Annotated in this window: 24 protein-coding genes; 8 read left to right on the top strand and 16 right to left on the bottom strand. The window is 28.1% G+C overall.

Translation table 11 applies throughout. The features are described from left to right. The first annotated feature begins 1 nt into the window (after position 1). Together ACQY31_RS05625 and hisG are read left to right on the top strand one after the other, a co-directional pair. A complete protein-coding gene (locus tag ACQY31_RS05625; protein ID WP_428079299.1) occupies positions 2–850 on the top strand; it encodes a sulfotransferase domain-containing protein in 849 nt (282 codons plus the stop codon). Then, positions 847–1,542, top strand: coding sequence for an ATP phosphoribosyltransferase (gene hisG / locus ACQY31_RS05630; RefSeq protein WP_428079301.1), 696 nt, complete (start codon positions 847–849; stop codon positions 1,540–1,542). Before ACQY31_RS05625 ends, hisG begins: the two co-directional genes overlap by 4 nt. On the opposite strand, the gene ACQY31_RS05635 is transcribed toward hisG, so the two are convergent. After that, positions 1,525–1,656, bottom strand: coding sequence for a hypothetical protein (locus ACQY31_RS05635; RefSeq protein ID WP_256998081.1), 132 nt, complete (start codon positions 1,654–1,656; stop codon positions 1,525–1,527). The genes hisG and ACQY31_RS05635 overlap by 18 nt on opposite strands. A gap of 31 nt (positions 1,657–1,687) precedes the next feature. On the opposite strand from ACQY31_RS05635, the gene ACQY31_RS05640 reads away from it, so the two are divergent. The 4 genes from ACQY31_RS05640 to ACQY31_RS05655 are packed head-to-tail and all read left to right on the top strand — an operon-like array spanning position 1,688 to position 5,313. Beyond that, positions 1,688–2,785 carry a DNA recombination protein RmuC gene (locus ACQY31_RS05640; protein WP_428079303.1) on the top strand — a complete coding sequence of 366 codons (1,098 nt, stop codon included), beginning with the start codon at positions 1,688–1,690 and terminating at the stop codon, positions 2,783–2,785. 37 nt (positions 2,786–2,822) lie between these two features. Continuing rightward, complete coding sequence (locus ACQY31_RS05645) at positions 2,823–3,509, top strand: hypothetical protein (RefSeq protein ID WP_075506062.1); 687 nt, start codon at positions 2,823–2,825, stop codon at positions 3,507–3,509. 15 nt (positions 3,510–3,524) lie between these two features. After that, positions 3,525–4,961 carry an exonuclease domain-containing protein gene (locus tag ACQY31_RS05650; protein ID WP_428079305.1) on the top strand — a complete coding sequence of 479 codons (1,437 nt, stop codon included), beginning with the start codon at positions 3,525–3,527 and terminating at the stop codon, positions 4,959–4,961. A 34-nt stretch (positions 4,962–4,995) separates the two neighbouring features. Continuing rightward, the gene (locus tag ACQY31_RS05655; RefSeq protein ID WP_428079306.1) at positions 4,996–5,313 is read left to right on the top strand and encodes a thioredoxin family protein; all 318 of its coding nucleotides are present in this window, start codon (positions 4,996–4,998) and stop codon (positions 5,311–5,313) included. Here ACQY31_RS05655 and ACQY31_RS05660 read toward each other — a convergent pair. The 14 genes from ACQY31_RS05660 to ACQY31_RS05725 are packed head-to-tail and all read right to left on the bottom strand — an operon-like array spanning position 5,310 to position 17,735. Then, positions 5,310–6,575 (bottom strand): bifunctional folylpolyglutamate synthase/dihydrofolate synthase, encoded by a 1,266-nt coding sequence (locus ACQY31_RS05660; RefSeq protein WP_428079308.1) that lies wholly within the window; start codon positions 6,573–6,575, stop codon positions 5,310–5,312. The two genes, ACQY31_RS05655 and ACQY31_RS05660, sit on opposite strands and share 4 nt — an antisense overlap. Next, positions 6,529–7,458, bottom strand: coding sequence for an acetyl-CoA carboxylase carboxyltransferase subunit beta (locus ACQY31_RS05665; RefSeq protein WP_428079309.1), 930 nt, complete (start codon positions 7,456–7,458; stop codon positions 6,529–6,531). Before ACQY31_RS05665 ends, ACQY31_RS05660 begins: the two co-directional genes overlap by 47 nt. After that, positions 7,455–8,255, bottom strand: a complete 801-nt coding sequence (gene trpA / locus ACQY31_RS05670; RefSeq protein WP_428079311.1) for a tryptophan synthase subunit alpha — start codon at positions 8,253–8,255, stop codon at positions 7,455–7,457. The genes ACQY31_RS05665 and trpA overlap by 4 nt, the downstream gene beginning before the upstream one ends. Next, positions 8,255–9,484 (bottom strand): tryptophan synthase subunit beta, encoded by a 1,230-nt coding sequence (gene trpB, locus ACQY31_RS05675; RefSeq protein ID WP_428081196.1) that lies wholly within the window; start codon positions 9,482–9,484, stop codon positions 8,255–8,257. The genes trpA and trpB overlap by 1 nt, the downstream gene beginning before the upstream one ends. After that, positions 9,474–10,103, bottom strand: a complete 630-nt coding sequence (locus ACQY31_RS05680) for a phosphoribosylanthranilate isomerase (protein ID WP_428079313.1) — start codon at positions 10,101–10,103, stop codon at positions 9,474–9,476. Before ACQY31_RS05680 ends, trpB begins: the two co-directional genes overlap by 11 nt. Then, positions 10,103–10,792 carry an orotidine-5'-phosphate decarboxylase gene (gene pyrF / locus ACQY31_RS05685; protein WP_428079315.1) on the bottom strand — a complete coding sequence of 230 codons (690 nt, stop codon included), beginning with the start codon at positions 10,790–10,792 and terminating at the stop codon, positions 10,103–10,105. The genes ACQY31_RS05680 and pyrF overlap by 1 nt, the downstream gene beginning before the upstream one ends. Next, positions 10,782–11,072: an HU family DNA-binding protein gene (locus ACQY31_RS05690; protein ID WP_428079317.1), complete on the bottom strand. Its 291-nt coding sequence runs from the start codon at positions 11,070–11,072 to the stop codon at positions 10,782–10,784. The genes pyrF and ACQY31_RS05690 overlap by 11 nt, the downstream gene beginning before the upstream one ends. A gap of 16 nt (positions 11,073–11,088) precedes the next feature. Further along, complete coding sequence (locus ACQY31_RS05695; protein WP_428079319.1) at positions 11,089–12,816, bottom strand: S1 RNA-binding domain-containing protein; 1,728 nt, start codon at positions 12,814–12,816, stop codon at positions 11,089–11,091. Then, complete coding sequence (gene cmk, locus ACQY31_RS05700) at positions 12,816–13,472, bottom strand: (d)CMP kinase (protein ID WP_428079321.1); 657 nt, start codon at positions 13,470–13,472, stop codon at positions 12,816–12,818. Before cmk ends, ACQY31_RS05695 begins: the two co-directional genes overlap by 1 nt. Next, on the bottom strand, positions 13,465–14,793 hold the full coding sequence (aroA, locus tag ACQY31_RS05705) for a 3-phosphoshikimate 1-carboxyvinyltransferase (RefSeq protein ID WP_428079323.1): 1,329 nt from the start codon (positions 14,791–14,793) through the stop codon (positions 13,465–13,467). Before aroA ends, cmk begins: the two co-directional genes overlap by 8 nt. Before the next feature lie 6 nt (positions 14,794–14,799). Then, positions 14,800–15,576 (bottom strand): ATP-binding cassette domain-containing protein, encoded by a 777-nt coding sequence (locus ACQY31_RS05710; protein WP_428079324.1) that lies wholly within the window; start codon positions 15,574–15,576, stop codon positions 14,800–14,802. Between the two features lies 1 nt (position 15,577). Continuing rightward, positions 15,578–16,156 carry an LPS export ABC transporter periplasmic protein LptC gene (locus ACQY31_RS05715; RefSeq protein ID WP_428079326.1) on the bottom strand — a complete coding sequence of 193 codons (579 nt, stop codon included), beginning with the start codon at positions 16,154–16,156 and terminating at the stop codon, positions 15,578–15,580. Beyond that, entirely contained in the window at positions 16,156–17,124 is a 969-nt protein-coding gene (locus tag ACQY31_RS05720; protein ID WP_428079328.1) for a KpsF/GutQ family sugar-phosphate isomerase, read from the bottom strand. Before ACQY31_RS05720 ends, ACQY31_RS05715 begins: the two co-directional genes overlap by 1 nt. After that, entirely contained in the window at positions 17,124–17,735 is a 612-nt protein-coding gene (locus tag ACQY31_RS05725; protein ID WP_428079330.1) for a ribonuclease D, read from the bottom strand. Before ACQY31_RS05725 ends, ACQY31_RS05720 begins: the two co-directional genes overlap by 1 nt. 16 nt (positions 17,736–17,751) lie before the next feature. On the opposite strand from ACQY31_RS05725, the gene ACQY31_RS05730 reads away from it, so the two are divergent. Then, the gene (locus ACQY31_RS05730) at positions 17,752–18,735 is read left to right on the top strand and encodes a complex I NDUFA9 subunit family protein (protein WP_428079332.1); all 984 of its coding nucleotides are present in this window, start codon (positions 17,752–17,754) and stop codon (positions 18,733–18,735) included. A gap of 4 nt (positions 18,736–18,739) precedes the next feature. Here ACQY31_RS05730 and ACQY31_RS05735 read toward each other — a convergent pair whose 3' ends face one another. Beyond that, positions 18,740–19,234 (bottom strand): GcrA family cell cycle regulator, encoded by a 495-nt coding sequence (locus ACQY31_RS05735; RefSeq protein WP_428079334.1) that lies wholly within the window; start codon positions 19,232–19,234, stop codon positions 18,740–18,742. A gap of 170 nt (positions 19,235–19,404) precedes the next feature. Between ACQY31_RS05735 and ACQY31_RS05740 the strand changes: the two genes are divergently transcribed. After that, positions 19,405–20,571, top strand: a complete 1,167-nt coding sequence (locus ACQY31_RS05740; RefSeq protein WP_428079336.1) for an aspartate aminotransferase family protein — start codon at positions 19,405–19,407, stop codon at positions 20,569–20,571. Position 20,572: the final 1 nt, after the last annotated feature.

Raw genomic sequence — 20,572 nt, forward strand, 5'->3', positions numbered from 1 at the left:
AATGATTATTTGGCTTGCTTCATATCCAAAAAGTGGCAACACTTGGTTGAGATCTTTGTTATCATCATATTATTTTTCTGAAGATGGAAACTTTGATTTTAATTTGCTTAAAGAAATTGATAGTTACCCTAGTGCTTTTTATTTTAAAAAATATAAAGACAATTTTTCATCTCCTGTGAGTACATCTAAATATTGGATTGCTGAGCAAGAAAATATTAACAAAGATAAAAAAACTCGTTTTTTTAAAACACATAATGCTATGGTTAAAATTAATGGACATAGTTTTACTAATAGAAGTAATACATTAGGAGCAATACATATAGTTAGAGACCCAAGAAATATTATTTCATCACTAGCAAATCATTATTCAATAGAAAAAGAAGAAGCATTTGATTTTATGATGACTGAAAACAAAGGAATAATTCAAAAAATTGAAGATAGATATTTAGGCTTCAACGCTATTTGTTCATGGAATTTTCATGAAAAAAGTTGGTCAGACTGTAAACAGTTTCCTGTCATGACAATAAAATATGAAGATTTACAAAATCAAATTTTAAAAACTTTTGAAAAAGTTATAGCTTTCATTTCGGGTTTAACAAGTTCCAAAGAATCCTTTGACTTGGATAAAGCAAAAAAAACTATTCAGTCTTGTAGTTTTAAAAATTTAAGTAAATTAGAAGACGAAAAAGGATTTGATGAAGCTGTTATAAACAAAAGAAATAATAATAAAGTTAAATTTTTTAATTTAGGAATAGACAGTAGATATCAAAATTTATTAACAAAAGGTCTGATTGATAAAGCAAATTTAAAATTTCGAGATAATTTAATCAAATATGGTTACGAATTGTGAACAAGTTAAATAATATTTCAATAGGTATTCCTAGCAAAGGCAGACTCAGAAAAGATGTATTGAGTATATTTAAAAAAAATAAATTAAATCTAATTTCAGAAAGAGGAGAAAGAGATTTATTAGGTTCAATTAAGCAAAAGAAAAATGTTAAAATTTTATATCTTCATGCAAGAGAAATTATAGAAAGACTTGGAGATGGTTCATTAGATCTAGGGTTTTCTGGTTTTGATTTATTAAAGGAAAGTGAAATAAATATTCAAAAGAAAATTAATGTTATTAAAAAATATGATTTTGGGAAAGCTACATTAGTAGTTGCAATTCCAGATCCTTGGATTGATGTTCAAACTATTGCTGATTTAGAGGAAATAGCATTTGAGTTTAGAGATAAGAAAAAGAAAAGATTAAGAGTTGCAACCAAATATCCAAATTTAACAAGAGAATTTTTATTTTCTAAAGGGGTTACTCAATTTAAATTAGTAGATAGTTTAGGTGCTACAGAGGCATATCCTTTTACTGGTTCATCAGAAATTATTTCTGACATCACTTCAACAGGAGAAACTTTAAAAGCTAATAATCTAAGAATTTTAAAAGATGGTGAGATATTAAAATCAGAGGCTTGTATGATGATATCTAAATCATCGTCTAAAAATAAATCTCTTCAAAGTTTAGCTAGATTACTTTCTAAGAATTAAATCTTTCCAATAAATAAGAATAATTTTAATAATATCTAGGTTTCGAAGAATTGCATAAACACCAACTAGTATCCCTAAACCAATAATAATTTTAAATATTAATAATAATTCCATTACATATTTTATATATGATATAAAGTGATTCATGGAAGCTATATTTTTAGTTATTTTAATTCTGTTGCTTGGAGTAGTTTCGGCAATTCTTTACTTAAATTTGAGATCTAAGCCTGAAGATCAAAAAGAAAATAAAGAAGCTGAAGAAATAGTTAATTTAAAATCCGAAATCTCAAGTTTAAAGGATACCTTAAATACAACAATCAATAGCTCACTTGGAGCAATGTCCACTTCATTTAACAATCTGTCTACCGGAGTAACAAAAGATATGACAGAAGCTTTAACTAAAGTAGATGAAAAAGTCGGAAATTTTAATCAACAAGTTCAACTACTAAACCAAAGCCAAGAAGGAATAACAAAAATTTTGGCTGGAGTTAAAAAATATGGAACTCTTGCAGAGTTTAGTTTGGATGCACTGATTAAAGATTTACTACCAGCTTCTCAATTCATGACAAATGTGAAAATGAAAGAAAATACAAGTGAGAATGTAGAATTTGCTATTAAGCTACAAGGTGATGTTTTAGTTCCAGTTGATAGTCATTTTCCGGTGGAGAAATTTAAAGCAATTACCGATGGTCATGACGCGGAAGATAAAAGGTTAGTTGCAGATGCTAGAGCAAAATTAGCTACTGCATTTAAAGCAAAAGCCAAAAGTGTAAATGAAAAATATATTGTACCACCAAAAACCACTGACTTTGCAATTGTGTATGCTCCTACAGAAAGTTTGTACAAAGAATTAACTGAATACCAAGACCCAAGTACAAAAGAATTATTAACTCAAGAATTAATGAAAAAATATAAAGTTGTAATCTGTGGCCCTAATACTTTGTCAGCATATCTGCAATCTTTACACATGGGATTTCAATCCTTGAAAGTTCAAAAGGGTGCAACTGAAATCTATAATCATTTAAAAACAATAAGCACAAGATTTTCAAAACACTTTGACAACATAGTAGTTCTTAGAAAAAAATTAGAAGATGCTATGGGTGTAGTTGATAAATTTGGAACAGATGCAAGATCAATAAATAGAACTTTGGAAAGCATAAAAGATCCAGAGCAGGTTGAGAAAGCTGTACAAACAGACAACGTTGAAAAATTTGTTGATAAACAGAGACAAATTAAAAATTAATTTCTTTTTTTTGATAATACCATTTATAAGAAATCTCATGCAATGGAATCGTAAATATGATTATCCAAAATCTTCAAGAGCAACTGTTGATGGTATTAGAAGATATCTTTTAGGAGAAGAAAAATTACCTAGTGTTACTTCAATTTTAGATGTTACTAAATCTGATGAGGATAAAGCAGCTTTAGCAAATTGGAGGGAGAGAACAGGATATAAAGAAGCTGAAGCTATTACGAAAGCAGCAAGCAGTAGAGGCTCACAGATGCATAACTACTTAGAATCTTATTTGCTTGGGAGAGAAAATTTAAGTTTTTTTGATGATAATGAACAATATAAATTGATGGCAAAAGAAATAATAGATCATGGTTTAAAAAATAGATTAGAAGAAATATGGGGTGTTGAGTGCACACTGTACTATCCAGATAAGTATGCTGGCACTGCTGACTGTGTTGGAGTTTATGAAGGAAGAGAAACAATTATAGATTTTAAACAAAGTAATAAACCAAAGAAAGCTGAGTATATCGATTCATGGTTATTACAAACCAGCGCGTATTCTTTGGCTCATAATGTTGTGTATAACTCCAATATCACTTCTTGTGTAATCTTGGTCTGCACTGTAGATAAATTATTCCAAGAATTTAAAATTCAAGGACATGATTTGGTTATCTATCAAAATTTATTTTTAGGAAGATTAAAAAAATTTCATGAACTATCTAATTTAACTTAAAATATATAAGAAAATATGGACAAATTTGTAATCTACGACACCGAAACCACTAATAGTACTATTTGGGGATCAATTATTGAGGTTGGAGCTGTTGTTGTTGATAAAAATTTAAATGAAATTGGTAAGTTAAATATCAGAGGTAGAATGCCAGAAGGAGAGGTACCAAGTGCTAAAGCTCTATTGGTAAACTCAACAAGTATAGATTTACTTACCAAAGGAAACTATTCTCATTATGAATTCTTAGGAGCAGTTGAAAACTTCTTCTCAAAAGCTGCACCAGCATTATTCATGGGATGGAGTAACTTAAATTTTGATAGACGTATGTTTCATTTTAATTTTTTTAAAGGTAACAGATATCCTTATATTACTCACTCGTCTCCAAATAAAGAACACGACGGTCTTCATGTTGCAAGAGCTGCACAAACAATTAATTCTGAAACTTTAAAAACAGAACTAACAGATGCTGGAAATGAAAGTCTTGCTCTTGAAGGTTTAGCAAGACAACAAGGATTTGATACTTCACAACAACACACTGCATATCATGATGCATTTACAAGTTTAAAAATTTTAAGAATTATAAAAGAAAAGCATAACGATAATTGGGAAAAATTTTTAACTACCTCTACAAAGAGTAGTGTGGAATCTATTTTAAAAGGAGAAGGTATTTATTCAATTTTTGAAAATGTTAAAGGAAGAAATATGATGTATTTAGTATCAACATTACATCCAGAACATTGTTTTCATCCATCTTATGCTTCATGGGGATATCTATGGGATTTAAGAAGAGATCCAGAGCCTTTTCTAAACATGTCAGTTAATGAGCTTAAAGCTAATCTAAAAAAAATCAGTCCAAAAGCTCTAAGAGTTATAAAAACAAATAAGGCGCCTGTTGTATTAGATAAAAAATTTGCATTAAAAGAAAAAGCCTATGCAGATCTAGATTTAGAAACAATTCTAAAAAGAGCTAAATTAGTTAGATCTAGTGAAAACTTATGCAAAAATATTCAAATCATTAATAGAGAAGCTGCAGAAGAAAAGGCACAAACTCAAAACCAAGAAGATTTACTTCCTGAGGAGACTTTGTATGAGAAATTTGTTCCAAACAAAGATACTGCTTTATTCAAAACTTGGCACAGTTCATCATGGGAAGATAAATTAAGATTATTAGATAAATTTCAAGATAACAGATGTGCATGGTTTGGACAAAAAATTATTTACCAAGAAGCACCCCACGTATTACCACCTGATTTATACAAAAATATTAAAAGTGAGATAGCTAGAAGAATTTTAAGTAAAAATAGAGAAAAGTGGCAAACTATAGCAATGGCATATACTGAAATAGACACCTTAAGAGATCAAGCATCTAATAGAGATGATGAGGAAGAACTTAAAAAATTAGATGAAATAAATGAATTTATTATGTCTATTGAAAAAAAATATGAAATTGCATAGTTGACTTTAAAACTTTAATTTATAGAAAGGAACTATGCTTATAGATTTTAAAGATGAAGATTTTGATAGTAAAATCAAAAATGAAGATGTTTCAGTAATTCAGTTTTCAGCTGCTTGGTGTGGTCCTTGCAAAGCTTTAAAACCAGTGATGGATAAATTAGCCGATGAATACAAAGGTAAAGCTGGTTTTTATTATGCTGATGTAGAAGATGGTGGAATAAACGCTGGAAGTGCTGCTGGCATAAGAGGTGTACCAACTGTTATTATTTACAAAAAAGGTGTTGAAGTAGATAGAAAAGTTGGTGGAGTACCTGAAAGCCACATGAAAGAATTTTTAGAAAAAAATATCTAATTTAAATTAAGTATTTCTCCAGCTAGATAAAGAGAACCTGTAATTAAAATTACATCGTTTTTCTTGACCGAAATAGACTTGATTGCATCAAATATATCCTCTTTGTACTGAACATTTTTGAATGAATTTAGTTTATTTTTTAAGTCTTTTCCGCCAATTGAATTAGGTTGGTTTGGAATATCAATAGTGGTCAAGGTTGAGATATTTTTAAAATAACCAATATACTCATTATGATCCTTGTTGGACATCATACCTAAGATTATGTGTATATCACAATCTAAAGTTTGGAGGTATTCATTTACAACTCTAGCTCCATCAGGGTTATGATCTCCAGAAACTAATAATGTATTATTTTTTACAAGTTCTTTTAGTTTTCCAGATTTAATTTCCTGTAATCTTGCAAGATTATGAATATTTTGAATACCACTTTCTATTTCAGTATCTTCAATTCCAAGATTTAAAGTTCTTATAGTTGCAATAGCAGTTGATATATTTTCTAATTGAAACTGACCAAGAACATTTGGTAGCGGAAGTTTTAAACCTCCAAATTTATCCTTATAGTAAAAAAAACCATTCTCTTGAATTGAATAACTAAAGTCCTCATTAAAAAAAAACTTATTTGAAGAGTTATTTTTTATAGTTTTTTTAATACATTCCATTGTCTCTTTTTTATTTTGCTTAGCGATAAAAATATTTGAATTAAGTAAAGCAGATGTTTTTTCAAAAACAATTTGCTCTATTGTTTGATTTTCTTTTGGTAGCCAGTCGAGATGATCTTTACTTATAGAGGTTACTATACTTGCAAGATTACTCTTTAAAATATTAGTAGCATCAAAACGGTGGAATAAACCACTTTCTATTAAGTTGATATTGTCAGGATATTGGGCAGCTTTATAAAAAAAACAAGCTGATAACATTTCAAAAACAGTTATTGGATCGTTATTATTAATTTTTTCAACCTCTTCTAATAAATCAGCTAATTCCTCGTCATTTAATTCCTGATTATTAAATACAAATCTTTCATTAATTTTTTGTATATGTGGGCTCGTATAAACATTGCATTTTAAATTTGCTTCCTTAAGAATTGCATAAATAGCCTGGATGGTAGAGTTCTTTCCATTAGTTCCAACAACTGATATGGCCTTAATTTTACCTTGGGGATTTCCTAATTTTTTACAAAGATTTTGAATTCTATCTAAAGATAAATCTATTTCTTTAGGATGCAACTTTTGAAAATTGCTGAGTATCTTCTGAAGTTTCATTTTGCTCAGAACTTATAGCAGAATTTTGTTTTAACAATATTGATAATAAAGTTCCTATTTTAGATGCTAGATCTCTTCTCTCTACGATTAAATCAATAAACCCAGTTTTCTCAACATACTCACTTTTTTGAAAACCTTCAGGCAATTCTTCTTTTACTGTTCCTTGAATAACTCTTGCACCTGCAAATGCAATTAAAGCACCTGGCTCTGCAATATGAATATCTCCTAACATTGCATAGGAAGCAGTTATTCCTCCTGCAGTTGGATCTGTAATACAAACCAAGTAGGGTAAACCATTTTTCTTTAATTCATTAATTGCAAGTGTAGTTCTTGTCATTTGAGACAATGAAATTAAACTTTCCATCATTCTCATTCCTCCACCAGCGCTTATACATATAAATGGTGTTTGATTTTCTATTGCATGTTGAATTCCATATAAAAATGCCTCACCCTCTGCAGCAGCCATTGAAGCTCCTAAAAAGTCAAAATCAGATGCAACAGCTGTTATTTTAATATTATTGATTGTCCCAGATGCAACCATCATTCCACAATCTAATCCAGTTTTCATACGAGCACTTTTTAATCTATCTTTGTATGATTTAGAGTCTGTCCAATTTAAAGGATCATCTTTTGGAATGGGTGTTTTAAAAACTTCATAGTTGTCTTTTCCAAACAAAATATCAAATCTTTGTTTTGGTTTAATTCTGTGATGCTTATTACAATCTGGACATACCCAAAGGTTTGCTTCTAAATCTTTCTTTAGAATTGGTCCACGACAACAACTTGTCCATTCACTTTTCGCGATATCCTCTTTAGTAGCTCGTTCACGTATAGCAGTTTTTATCTTTTCACCTGCTTTAATAATTTTGGTTATCCAGTTCATTGAATTTTATTTCTTAATCTTTTAACGATATTAGTAACATTTGTGACAGTATTTTGTCTTCTTTTAATTGATTTAGATATTTCCTTACATATCGCACTACCAACTACTAGACCATCAGCTTTTTTAAGAGATTTAATCGTCTTTTCTGTAATACCAAAGCCAATCACCACATTTTTTGATTTATTTTGATTTTTAATTTTATTGTATCTTTCCAAGATTTTCTTTGGGGAAACTTTTAGTTTACCTCCTGTAGTTGACAACATGCTTATATAATAAACCATATCATGCGAGTCTTTTATTATTTTTTTTAATCTAATTTGAGAAGTAGTAGGTGAGACCAGCTGTATAAAATTCACTCCATTCTTTTTACATCTTGATGCAAAACTTTTGTTTTCAGGATAAGGCAAATCTACAACAATTAGTCCATCTACTTTTGATTTTTTACATTTATTTAAAAATTTATTTTCATTGTACTGAAATATCATATTGTAATAACCCATTAGTATAATTGGAGTATTTTTTTTTGATTTTTTAAAATTTTTCACAATTGAAAATACATCGTTAATTTTTATACCATTTTTAATTGCTCTATAGGCACTAGTCTGGATTTGACCTCCATCAGCTATGGGAGTGTTGTGAGGAAAACCCAATTCACAAATATCAGCATAGTCCGAAATAGACTTAAGAATTTCTAAAGATTTTTTTTTAGTATTATCACCTGCAACTGTATAAGTCAGTAAGGCAGGTCTGTTTTCTTCTTTTGCATTTAAAAAAGCTTTTTTAAGTAAAGAGCTCATTAATGTTTTCCCAATCTTTCTCTTAAAATATCTCTATCTTTTTTTGCATCACCACAAGAGTTAACAATTATAATTGTATCTTTGCTTAATTTTGGAGCAATTTTTATTGCCTCAGCAAAAGCATGACTTGGTTCTAAACTTGGATTAAGTTTTTCAAATTTAGTTACCATTACATGTGCATTAAGTGCATCCTCATCTGTTGCATAAGTATATCGTGCTCTTTTAGTATCTTTTAAAAAGCAATGAATAGGACTAACTCCAGGATAATCTAAACCAGCACTTATAGATTCTGTGTCATTAATTTGTCCTTCATTATTTTGACAAACATATGAGGCTGCTCCATGTAAAATACCAACTTTTTCATTTCTACTTAGTGGTGCTGCATGAAGTTTAGATTTTTTAGGACCTCCAGCTTCTACCCCAATTAATTCTATTTGTTTTTTATCAAAATCAATAAACTCACTCCAAAATCCATATGCAGAACTACCACCTCCAACACAATTTATTAATTTGATTTTATTTGGAATTTTTTTAAATTCTTCTTTTAGCTGTGTTCTTAATTCTCTAGAAATTTGCGCAGTTGACCAACCACATATTTTTACAAAGATATTCGGTCCAACAGTGCTACCAACGCACATGTGTGTATTATCACAATTAGATACCCAATATCGCATACATTCACTCACTGCATCAACTAAAGTCTGACTTCCAGAATAAACTGGTACTATTTCTGCACCGTTTTTTCTCATAGCGTCACAATTTGGTTTTTGTCTTTTAATGTCTTTAGCACCCATAAAAATTTTACATTTAAGTCCAAATTTTTTAGCTGCCATACTTAACATTTTTCCTGCATATCCAGCACCAGTATCGCCAACGATATATTTTTTACCCATAGCTTTACAAATTAGTGCATGAACAGTGGCATTATAGATTTTATGCGCACCTCCATTTGCTTCAGAAACTACTTTTGCCCAAATTTGAGCTCCGCCTAAATGATTGGATAAATTTTCTAATTTCACAAAAGAGGTAGGAGATCCAATATAATTTTTAAAATAATAATCTCTTTTTTTTAAAAAGGCTTTATTATTTCTAAGTTTCTTAAATTCATTTGTTAAATCCTCTACTGGTTTTTTTAAAGTTTCAGGTATAAAACTACCTCCAAATTTTCCTCCCCAAAAACCTTGTTGATCGTGTTGATCAATTAATGGAACACCTTTTTTAAGCTTCATTTTTAATTTCATTAACTTTATTTAAAAAAAATTCTATTTTGGATAGGTCCTTTAATCCAGATGTTTCTACACCACCAGATAAATCTATAAAATTTGCCAAATTTTTGAAATTTTTTAGCTCTTCATTGTATTGAATATTTCCAGCAATCATTAATTCCTTATTTAATTTGATTTTTTTAATCAAGTTATAATCAAAAGACTGACTTTTTTCGTAGCCCTTACTATCAAATAAATAAATATCAGTATGATCAGAATATAATTTATAATTACTCAAATCAGACTTTGATTTTATTGTGAAAGCCGTAATAATTTTCTTTTGATATTTTTCTTTTATCTCTTTTATTTCCTCTGGTGTACAATCATATAATTGATAGTAATCAAAAGGTAAGTTTTTAATTTTTTCTAAAATATTTATATTTGGTTTTACCAGAACAGCAACATAGCAACTTTTTTTTGAACTAATGCTTAAAAGTTTTTTTAAATTTTCATATTCAACATATCTTGAACTTTTTGGATAATTACAAATAAATCCTATAAATGTTGGTGGGTGAGGGTGATTAATTAAAAAGTTCAAAGTATTTAGATCTGAGATCCCACAGATTTTACAACCCTTGATCATCAGTTTAAATGATCGATTAATTTATGAATATTATTTTTAATATTACCTTTTGTAACAGACCTTCCAATTACCACTCCTGAAACTTTATTATTGAAAGCATCTTTTGGAGTCATTACTCTAGCTTGATCATTCATATTATCACCTGGCAATCTGATACCAGGAGTTATAATTAAAAATTTTTTATATTTTTTCCTAATCATTTTTGCTTCTATTGCAGAACAAACTACCCCATCACATCCTGATTTTTTAACAATACCAGCTTGCTTTAAAACTATTTGGTCAACTGTTTTAGTATGACCAATTTCCTTTAACGATCTATTATTAAGACTAGTTAACACAGTAACTCCGAGTACTTTTAAATTTTTATTAATTTGTTTAGTTTTTTCCTTGATAGCTTTAAGCATATTAAGTCCACCATTTGCATGCACAGTAATGTATTTACATTTTTTTAAATCTTTCAAACTATCAACTGCAGAAAGAGCAGTTTGTGGAATATCATTTATTTTTAAATCTAACCAAAAATCTGATTTATATTTTTCTAAAAATTTTCTTCCATTTTTTGAGTAAAAAAACTGTAATCCAAATTTTGGAATAATTTTTAACTTTTTTGTATTAATATTTTTAAGAATTTTCTTTATTTGATTTAAATTTGAAGCATCACATGCAACGAATATAATTTTATTCTTCATTATTGATCTTTTTAAACATTTCCTTGCTCATTTTCCATGATATTACTTTCTTTTCAGGAACTGCAACTTTTTCGCCAGTTTTTGGATTTCTTCTTATAGAGGCTTTTTGAGTCTTAACTCGTAATGTTCCAAAATTTCTTAATTCAACTCCGTCTCCTCTACGAAGTGATCTTTTTATCTCATTTAAAATTATATCAGTAAATTTCTTTAAATCTTTTTTTAAGAAATTTGGGTAGTTGTTAGAAAGTTGTTTTAAAAGCTTTGATTTTACAATAGCCAATTTAAATATACTTAAATTATTGTTTCTCTTCTTCTTTTTTCTTTAAATCTTCAGATAATGATGAAAAAGGTAGGTTTTTACCAGAACCTTCAGATCCATATTTTTCAAGAGCTTCTTTTTTCTCAATTTCCTCAAGTAATCTAATGCTTAATGTTACTTTTCTCTTATTCATGTCCAAATCTGCGATTGCACAATCTAATTTTTCACCACCTGTCCATCTACTTGGTCTGGCATCAGCAGCATTAATTGCTATAGCAGATTTTTTAATTTGGAAATCCATCTCACAGCCTTCTGGTCTTACTATAAGTCCTTTATTATCAGTTGAAACAACCTTAACAGTTATCGTTTGATTTTTTGATTTATCTTTAAACCAGTCAAATGGATCTGCTTGAGTTTGTCTTAAACCAACTCGAATTTTTTGTTCAGAAGATTTAATTTCTAACACTTTAACTTTAATCTTGTCACCTTTTTTATACTTAGACAGTTCTTCTTCACCACTATTTAAATATGTTAAATCATTACAATGTAAAAAAGCATCAATATCTAAATCTGCAATCTTAACAAATAAAGAATATTCATTTTTATTTACAACTTCTCCTTCAACAATTGTACTAACTGGATATTTCTTCTCAAAAATCTCAAAAGGATTATCTTGAGTTAATCTATGTGAAATAGCTACACGTCTTTTATCTTTGTCAATTTCAGTAATCACACAATCTATTTCATCACCAACTTTAAACATTTTTTTTGCTGAAATATTTTTCTTAGTCCAACTGAGTTCACTAGAGTGAAGTAATGTCGTTAGTCCTGGTTCAAGTTCACAGAAGGCACCAAAATCCATTAATTTAACAACTTTGACTTTATAAATTTTATTTAATTCATAATTTTCTATATGTTCAAAAGGATCTGGAGATAGTTGTTTGACAGAACATCCAACTTGTAATTTTTCTTTATCGACACTTATAACTTTTAGGTCGTGTTTCTCTCCTATATTGAATACCTCATCAGGATGATTAACTCTTGAATAAGAAATCTCTTGTAGATGTACCAATACATCTAATTCGCCGTTAACATTAAAGAAGCATCCAAACGAACTGTATCCTTTTACTTCTGCATCTTTTATAATGTCTCCAACTTTATATTTCTCCACTATTTTTGCTTTATCTTCTTTCTTGAAAGACGAAATTATTTCTCTCCTTGATACGCAAGCATTACCTCGCACCTTATCTAATTTTATTAAAGCAAATTTCTGTGGCTCATTCATTAAATGACTTATATCTTTTAGAGGTTTGTCGCTAATTTGAGATCCTGGTAAAAACATTAGTGAACCTGTATCTATATGCTCAACTATACATCCACCTTTACACTTAGATGTGATCTTTCCCATTATAGGTTCATTTTTCTCATATGCTTCTACTAATTTGTCCCAACCTTTAATTTTTTGAGCCTTACTTGCAGATACCAAAACCTCACCATGTTTATCCTCAATTTTTTCCAGTAAAACAGGTATAGTTTCTCCAACTTTAATTTTTTCAGATAGACCCATGCTTTTTAATTCATTAATATCAATAACTGGTTCTGATTTTAGACCTTCAACAAATAAAAATACAAATTTCTCCGTAATTTTATTTATTTTACCTTCAATTATTTTACCTTCTTCTATTTGAACTTTTGAGAGCTGACTACTTAGTAATTTTTCGAATTCTTGAGATGCTGGATTAGATAGATCTTTGTAAATTTCCATTAATTATTTATTTTCCTGTCTATTATTTTTTTTATTTTTAAAAAACATGACCTTTTATTAAGGTTTGTCGTATTAATCAATAGTGAATCTTTTGTTTTCTTTAATGGAGATATTTTTCTCTTAAAATCACTTTTATCGCGTTTTTTAATGCTTTTTAAGACTTCTAGATACGTTATCTTTTTTTTTAGCCCTTTTAATTCTTTATATCTCCTTAATGCTCTTGTTTTTAAACTTGCAGTTATATAAAATTTAAAGTCAGCATCAGGAATAATATTGTATGTAATATCTCTACCATCTAAGCAAGAACCTTTATATTTTTTAGGCGGGTTATATGCAAAATTGATTTGAAAAGAATGGACCATTTTTCTTATAGATTTAATTTTAGAAATTATAGAAGCTTCCGTTCCAACTTCATCAGACAATAAATTGTTGTTAGTAAGATTTTTAATTTTTAATAATTTAATTTTTGATTTTATAAATTTGTTATTAAATTTTTTTGGGTGTTTAATTTTTAGATAAGCAATAAATCTGTAAATTTTTCCAGTATCAAGGTAAAATAGATTATAGTGATTGGAAATAGCTTTTGCTAAAGTTCCAGCACCTGCTGCAGCAGGTGAGTCAATTGCAATTTTTAAAATATTTTTTCTTTTAATCAATTTTTAAATCTTCAATAATTCTTAAAAAATTTGGAAACGAGGTGTTAATAGAATCTTTATCATGAATAGTCCATTTTCCACCAAAACTTAAAGCTGCTATCACACATGTCATAAAAACTCTATGATCTTTTAAATAATTTTTAATTATAATTTTTTTATCAAAATCTAAATTTAAATTAGGATTACCATAGATTTTAATAGAGTCACTTGTTGTGATTGTTTTTATTCCTAAATTTGTCAAAATTTTTTCAGCCCATTTTAACCTTGGGCTTTCTTTATGATTTAATTCACCTAGATTTTTAAAATAAGAAACACCTTTAGCTTTGGCAGCAACTAAAAATATAACTAAAAATTCATCAATTGCACCACTATTTAATTTAGGTGGGCAATTAATTGCTTTTATATTTTTGGCACTTATTACTTTTATATCAGCTTTCTTTTCACCTTTGTAAGTTTTTTGATTTTTGAATATTATTCTTACTCCCATTTTTTTTAAAATAGTTATGATACCAATTCTTGATGGATTTATATTTACATTTTTAATTGTCAATTCAGAATTTTTAGCTAACGCAGTTAGAACAATAAAGAATGCACTAGAACTAATATCAGATGGTATATTATAATTTAAAGTATTAATTTTTTTTATTTTTTTTATCTTAATTTCATCAAAATTTTTATTATTTTTAATACTTATTGGTAATTTCAAATGTTTACATAATAGCTCAGTATGATTTCTTGATTTTTTTGCCCTAATAGTTGTTGTTCCATCAGTTCTCATTGCTGCAAAAATAATTGAACTTTTGCACTGAGCTGAACCTTTGTTTTCTATGTATTTAATTGGTTTAAGTTTAGATGATCCAAAAATCTTTAAAGGTAAAAAATTATTACCCTTTAATTTAAATTTTGCTCCAAATTTGCTTAAAGGATCTGTTACTCTTTTAAAATCTCTTTTTGATAAACTTTTATCTCCAACTAAATTTATTGGCTCTGGAGAATTAATTAATAGACCAAGAATGAGCCTTCCAAGTGTACCTGAATTTTCAGCATTTATAGTAAGGTTTTTTTTATATTTATAGCCATCAATTCCTTTTCCAAAAATTACACACTCTTTATTTTTTATGATTACTTTTATACCTAATTTCCTTATAGTTTTTATTGCAGCCAAGACATCCTCAGACATTAAAAGATTTTTTGCAATCGAATTGCCATCCGCCAGTGATGAGAATAAAACCCATCTTATGCTTAAACTTTTATCACCAGGTACAGATATTTTTTTTTTAAAACTTTTTACTTTTTTTTTTAAAATAATTGTATTTTGCATTCTCAATTATTTTAAACTAAAAGATTCACCAAAATATGCTGATTTAGCTTCAATGTTGTTAACCAAATTAGTTGGTGAGTCTTGAGCAATAATTTTTCCGTTATTTAAAATCATTGCCACATCACATGTTGCTAGAAGATCTCGAGCTTGATGATCACAAATACAGGTTGTTATTTGACTTTCTTGCTGCAAGTTTACAATAGTTTCTTGTAACATTTTTATAGTTAAAACATCTAGTGCCGCATAAACTTCATCTAGCAATAGTACTTTAGGTTCACTTAAAAGTGCTAAAGCTATAACTAATCTTTTTTTTTGTCCTCCTGATAAAAATTTTGCTTTAATATCTTTTAAGTTTTCAAATTCAAACTTAGATATTAAGTAATTAATTTTTTCAGTTCTAAAATTCTTTTTGTCAATAACAATTTCACTTATTGCTTTAAGATTATCGTGAAGAGTTAGATCACTGAAATAACCACCATACTGTGGGCAAAAACCTGTCTTAAACTTTTTAGTTCTAATATAGATTGGGTAATTGGTAACATCTTCTCCAAAAATTTTAATACAACCACTTTTTGGTTTAATTAATCCTGTTATTAAGTTGAAAATTGTACTTTTGCCTGCTCCATTTGGACCCAACATACCATGTATTGAGTTTCTATTTATTTTAAAATTTATTTTATCCAATATCAATCTATTCCCGTAAGAAAGAGATACATCTTTAAACTCAATGATTGTGTCAATTCTTTTAAATGATTTAATTCTAAATTTTTTTATTATTGCCATATTATTTTTTACCGATTACCTCAACTTTTTCAGCCAAATTATGCATAAATATTTTTGTATCTTTTGTTATTGTATTTAATTCTACAACATCAGCCATTAAAATATTTTGAGGATTTGTATAAATTACATTTTTTGAGATAATTAATAAATTATTTTTCATTGAAAAATCCAAATAATTGCCTTTTAAATTATTGTCAATGTAATCTACATTAACATTCTTAGAAAAAATTGTGTTAAAGTTTATTGTATTATATTTTCCAAAATCAGAGGTAATTTTAATTGTTTCATTGTTCTTAATAAGATTAACATATGCAGTAACTTTAGTTAAAAAAATTACATCCGTATTTTTAAAATCAATTTCTCCTTCATCAGCAATTATGATATATTGGTTTCCTTTTAAGTCCTTGGAAGAATATTTAATATCTTTAATTATATTTGAATTAATAGAGTAGCTCTCTATGTCTTGAACATCAGAAGTTACATTATTAGAAATTTTTTGTTTATAATGAATAAAAAATAATATTACGATAAAAAATATTAATGACGAAATTAATAAACTTTTAATACTAAAAAATCTCATTAATGAATACTTGATTGAAGTAAAGTATGAATATGTAGAATTCCAATAGTTTTTCTTTTATTTTTTTTTTCATGGACACAGAGAGATGTAATTTTTTTTTCATTCATTAAACTTAATGCTTTTATGGCAAGAGCATTTTTTTCTATTGTTATTGGATTTTTAGTCATAATTTCTTTAGCAGTTGTATCGTAAAGATTTTGTTTTTTTTCATTGAATCTTCTTATTTGTCCATCAGTAATTATACCGTTTGTTCTTTTTTGTTTATCCTGAACAATTAACAATCCTAACTTTTTTTTAGTTAGGATTTGTAAACCTTTTTTCATATTCAGATCTTCATTAATAAAGGGAATTTTATTTCCTTTTAACATAATATCTTCAACAGTTCTAAGTTTAGCACCAAGACTACCAGCTGGATGTAGTTTTTTAAAATCTAATTTTCCAAATTTTTTATACTTCATTGAACAAATTGCCAGAGCATCACCTAAAGCAAGTTGAGAGGTTGTGCTGGATGTTGGTATTATACCTTCTGCTTCAACTACTTGAGGAATTAAAAGTTTTATATCAGCTGCTTTGTGTAAAACTGAATTTTTTTTTGAGACAATTGCTATCAAAAGTATTTTATTTCTATTAGCAAATTTGATTATATTTCTTAGCTCATTTGTTTCTCCAGAATTACTAATTAGTATCAAAATATCATTTTTTGATATCATTCCAAGGTCTCCATGAGAAGCTTCACTAGCAGCAAGGCTAAATGACGGAGTCCCTACAGAAGCAAGAGTTGCAGCAATTTTAGATGCAATTAAACCACTTTTGCCGACTCCACATAAAATTACTTTTGATTGGCATTTTGCTATCTTGATTACTGCTTTGCTAAAAGAGTTGTTTATACTTTTTTTTAACTTTTGTAGAGCTTTAATTTCAAGATTAATTACATTACTTGCTTCGGATATGAATTTTTTTCTATTCATTAATGTGACCAGATATCATCTTTAAATAATGCAAGATCAAGATCAACTCTTGTTTTTAAAAATTTTAAACAATCTTTATAAAGTTGTAATCTATTTTCTCTTTCTAGTATTTTATTTAATTCAACATGTATACGATGCAAATATATTACATCGTTAGCACAGTATTTAAGTTGTGCTGGTGTTAATTCACCTCCAAAATCTGAACTCTGAAATTGTTTACTAATATCTATATTAATAAATTCTTTAATTAATGTTTTTAATGAATGATTATCAGAATAAGATCTTGCCAGTTTTGATGCAATTTTTGTATCTAAAATATTGTTAGTTTGTGTTTTTAAATAATATTTAATATGAGCAATATCTGCCCGACCATAATGAAAAATTTTTGTAATATTTTCATCGCTCAATATCTTTACTAAATTAGGAGCGTGATAATTTTTTCTATCAAATTGTACTATATGAGCATCTGATTTACCTGAAGATACTTGAATTAAACATAAAGGGTCACGTCTGACATTTAAACCCATGAACTCACCATCTATGGCAATTATATTGCCTAAATTTAAATCATCTGGTAGATCGTTTTTATGGAGATGAATATTATTACTCATTTTTAAACATATATATATGAAAGCAAAAAATTGTCTAATTTTTGGTGGAAGTGGTCAAATTGGTAGAAATTTAATCAGGAAGCTTACAAAGAATAATTATCAAGTAACTGTTGTAACAAGAAACATTCATCAAAAAAGTTATATCATTAAAACCCAGGCAAATGCTGGCTATATAGATATAGTGGAGTCTAATATTTTTGAGGAACAAAAACTTAGAAAGCTTTTCGAAAAAGCAGATATATGTGTAAATTTAATCGGTATTTTATTTGAATCAAAAACAGGAAATACGTTTAAAAATATTCACGCTATTTTCCCTTCTTTGTTATCTAAACTTTCAAAAGAATACAAACTTAAACATTTTATTCATTTATCAGCACTCGGAATAAATGAGGCTACAGATTCCGATTATGCTAAGAGTAAATTAGAAGGAGAGGTAAGAATTTTAAAAAATTTTCCTTTAGCAACAATTATAAGACCATCTATTGTTTATTCAGTTGATGATAATTTTACCACAAATTTTATGACTCTTTTGAATAGATTACCAATATTTCCACTTTATTATGAGGGCAAAACTAAGTTTGCACCAATTCATTGTTCTGACTTAACAGATGTTATCTTTAATGTAATTAATAATAATTTTAATTCCAAAATAATTGAATGTGTTGGTCCAGAAATAATTTCATTTAAAGAAATTTTAGAAAAATTATTAAATTTAATGGGAAAGAAAAGACTGTTGATACCAATCCCTTTACTAATAGCACAAATGTCAGCGAGATTTTTTGAAATAATGCCGAAACCACTTTTGACTAGAGATCAATTAAAACTTCTAAAATATGATAATGTTTTATCTGGAAAATATAAATCTAATTCAGACATAGGCGTGCCAAGTTTGAAATACTTCGATGATGAAGTTAAGAAATATTGCTATATGTGGAGGGAAGGTGGTCAATTTTCCACAGAAAAATACAATCCAGATGATATAGATATTAAAACGAGTTAAGACTCTAAGCAGATTGAATTTTCTTTTCAATAAATTCTGGAACTTCCTCTTTTTCCATAACTTCTTCTTTTTTACCTTTTGGTTGATAAGCATAAAGTAAATGAAGTTTACAATAAGAAAAATCTTTTAAAGAGGATCTGCCACAAAAATAAAATTCTTTTTCATCTGGATGACCAATTGGCCACTTGCATGAATTTTCATCCAACTCTTCTAATTGTTTAGGATTTTCTGGTTCAAAATCTTTTTCAATAATTAATGATTTAAATTTACTTTTACGACCTCTTTTTGATTGAACGTTATTCTGCTGAATTGAATTTTCGAAATTTTTATTAGAAGTAGCAGTTCTTGTTTTGATTTTTGCCGAAAGGTTTAGTCTATGAGCTTTACCAATCACAGCATTACGACTTATGCCACCTATAATTTCAGCTATTTGGCTAGCTGTATTACCTTTGCCCCACAATTCCTTTAATTTTGAAACTTTTTCCTCGGTCCAACTCATATCTATATGTTGTGTTAATTATTTATAAAATGACAATATACTGTTATTAATTTAATTGAAACAACCAATAAATTAGAGTTATCAACAATAAAAGCCTAACCTAGATTTACTCAGGTTTTCAATCATAACTTGTATCTATGAAATAAAATTTATAAAAACAAATTTAATTTATGAGCAATTTAGCAAAAAATTATAACAGAAAAAAAATTTCATTTAAGTATGGCAAGGGAAGCTATCTTTACTCTACTGATGGAAAAAAATATCTTGATTTTGTGATGGGTATTGCGGTTAATTCTTTAGGTCATGCTCATCCAGGTTTAGTAAAAACAATCAATAAACAATCTGAAAAACTTTGGCATGTATCAAATGCTTTTCAAATTCCAGAAGGAGAAAATTTAGCAAAAAAACTATGCAAAAAAACATTCGCTGATTATGTGATGTTTCAAAATAGTGGAGCAGAAGCTACAGAGGCAGCTATTAAAGTAGCTAGAAGATATTTTTTTTCAATAGGTAAACCAAATAAAAATAGAATTTTGTGTATAAAGAATTCATTTCATGGAAGAACATTAGCTACAATTTATGCGAGTGGATCAAAGAAGATGACCGAAGGATTTGGTCCTAAAGTTAAAGGTTTTGATCATTTTGCTTTTGGAGATCACAAATCATTAGAAAAGAAAATTACAAAAGATACTGCAGCTATAATGGTTGAAACGATCATGGGAGAGGGAGGAATAAAAGTTATTCCAGACTTCTGTTTAAAAGAGCTTAGAAAATTATGTGATAAGAAAAAAATTCTTTTAATCTTAGATGAGGTTCAATGTGGAATAGGTAGATCAGGCGATTTCTTTGCATTTGAAAAATCTAAAGTAAAACCAGACGTAGTTCCAATAGCTAAAGGAATTGGAGGTGGATTTCCAATAGGAGCTGTTCTTATGAATAAAAAAGTAGCCAAATGCATGGTGCCTGGAACTCACGGATCTACATTTGGAGGCAATCCATTAGCTATGTCAGTTGGTAATAAAGTGATGGATATAGTTTCAAATAAAAAGTTTTTAAATAATGTAAAAAAACTATCTAAATATTTCTTATTAAACCTAAACAAGATTAAGGAAAAATATCCTAGTATTATTAAACAAATAAGAGGAAGAGGTTTTTTAATTGGGATACAGTTACACCAAGATCAGACAAATTTTATTAAAAAATTAATGGAAAATAAATTATTAACTATTCGCGCTGCAGAAAATGTTGTAAGGATTTTACCTCCTCTTAATGTTAAAAAAAGTGAGATTGATGAAGCTTTAAAAATTATAAATAAAGTTTGTAGTCAATTTAAATAAT

Source organism: Candidatus Pelagibacter sp. (genome assembly GCF_965262185.1).
GTDB lineage: Bacteria > Pseudomonadota > Alphaproteobacteria > Pelagibacterales > Pelagibacteraceae > Pelagibacter.

What these genes read in the sequence shown, in the direction of transcription:
- ACQY31_RS05735 (WP_428079334.1), bottom strand. Translation starts at nt 19,234, where the DNA reads ATGAGTTGGACCGAGGAAAAAGTTTCAAAATTAAAGGAATTGTGGGGC.
- ACQY31_RS05635 (WP_256998081.1), bottom strand. Translation starts at nt 1,656, where the DNA reads ATGGAATTATTATTAATATTTAAAATTATTATTGGTTTAGGGATACTA.
- ACQY31_RS05730 (WP_428079332.1), top strand. Translation starts at nt 17,752, where the DNA reads ATGAAAGCAAAAAATTGTCTAATTTTTGGTGGAAGTGGTCAAATTGGT.
- ACQY31_RS05645 (WP_075506062.1), top strand. Translation starts at nt 2,823, where the DNA reads ATGCAATGGAATCGTAAATATGATTATCCAAAATCTTCAAGAGCAACT.
- aroA (WP_428079323.1), bottom strand. Translation starts at nt 14,793, where the DNA reads ATGCAAAATACAATTATTTTAAAAAAAAAAGTAAAAAGTTTTAAAAAA.
- ACQY31_RS05640 (WP_428079303.1), top strand. Translation starts at nt 1,688, where the DNA reads ATGGAAGCTATATTTTTAGTTATTTTAATTCTGTTGCTTGGAGTAGTT.
- ACQY31_RS05725 (WP_428079330.1), bottom strand. Translation starts at nt 17,735, where the DNA reads ATGAGTAATAATATTCATCTCCATAAAAACGATCTACCAGATGATTTA.
- ACQY31_RS05650 (WP_428079305.1), top strand. Translation starts at nt 3,525, where the DNA reads ATGGACAAATTTGTAATCTACGACACCGAAACCACTAATAGTACTATT.
- ACQY31_RS05740 (WP_428079336.1), top strand. Translation starts at nt 19,405, where the DNA reads ATGAGCAATTTAGCAAAAAATTATAACAGAAAAAAAATTTCATTTAAG.
- pyrF (WP_428079315.1), bottom strand. Translation starts at nt 10,792, where the DNA reads ATGAAGAATAAAATTATATTCGTTGCATGTGATGCTTCAAATTTAAAT.
- ACQY31_RS05710 (WP_428079324.1), bottom strand. Translation starts at nt 15,576, where the DNA reads ATGGCAATAATAAAAAAATTTAGAATTAAATCATTTAAAAGAATTGAC.
- ACQY31_RS05680 (WP_428079313.1), bottom strand. Translation starts at nt 10,103, where the DNA reads ATGATCAAGGGTTGTAAAATCTGTGGGATCTCAGATCTAAATACTTTG.
- ACQY31_RS05720 (WP_428079328.1), bottom strand. Translation starts at nt 17,124, where the DNA reads ATGAATAGAAAAAAATTCATATCCGAAGCAAGTAATGTAATTAATCTT.
- ACQY31_RS05665 (WP_428079309.1), bottom strand. Translation starts at nt 7,458, where the DNA reads ATGAACTGGATAACCAAAATTATTAAAGCAGGTGAAAAGATAAAAACT.
- ACQY31_RS05625 (WP_428079299.1), top strand. Translation starts at nt 2, where the DNA reads ATGATTATTTGGCTTGCTTCATATCCAAAAAGTGGCAACACTTGGTTG.
- ACQY31_RS05655 (WP_428079306.1), top strand. Translation starts at nt 4,996, where the DNA reads ATGCTTATAGATTTTAAAGATGAAGATTTTGATAGTAAAATCAAAAAT.
- ACQY31_RS05660 (WP_428079308.1), bottom strand. Translation starts at nt 6,575, where the DNA reads ATGAAACTTCAGAAGATACTCAGCAATTTTCAAAAGTTGCATCCTAAA.
- ACQY31_RS05695 (WP_428079319.1), bottom strand. Translation starts at nt 12,816, where the DNA reads ATGGAAATTTACAAAGATCTATCTAATCCAGCATCTCAAGAATTCGAA.
- trpB (WP_428081196.1), bottom strand. Translation starts at nt 9,484, where the DNA reads ATGAAGCTTAAAAAAGGTGTTCCATTAATTGATCAACACGATCAACAA.
- ACQY31_RS05715 (WP_428079326.1), bottom strand. Translation starts at nt 16,156, where the DNA reads ATGAGATTTTTTAGTATTAAAAGTTTATTAATTTCGTCATTAATATTT.
- trpA (WP_428079311.1), bottom strand. Translation starts at nt 8,255, where the DNA reads ATGAGCTCTTTACTTAAAAAAGCTTTTTTAAATGCAAAAGAAGAAAAC.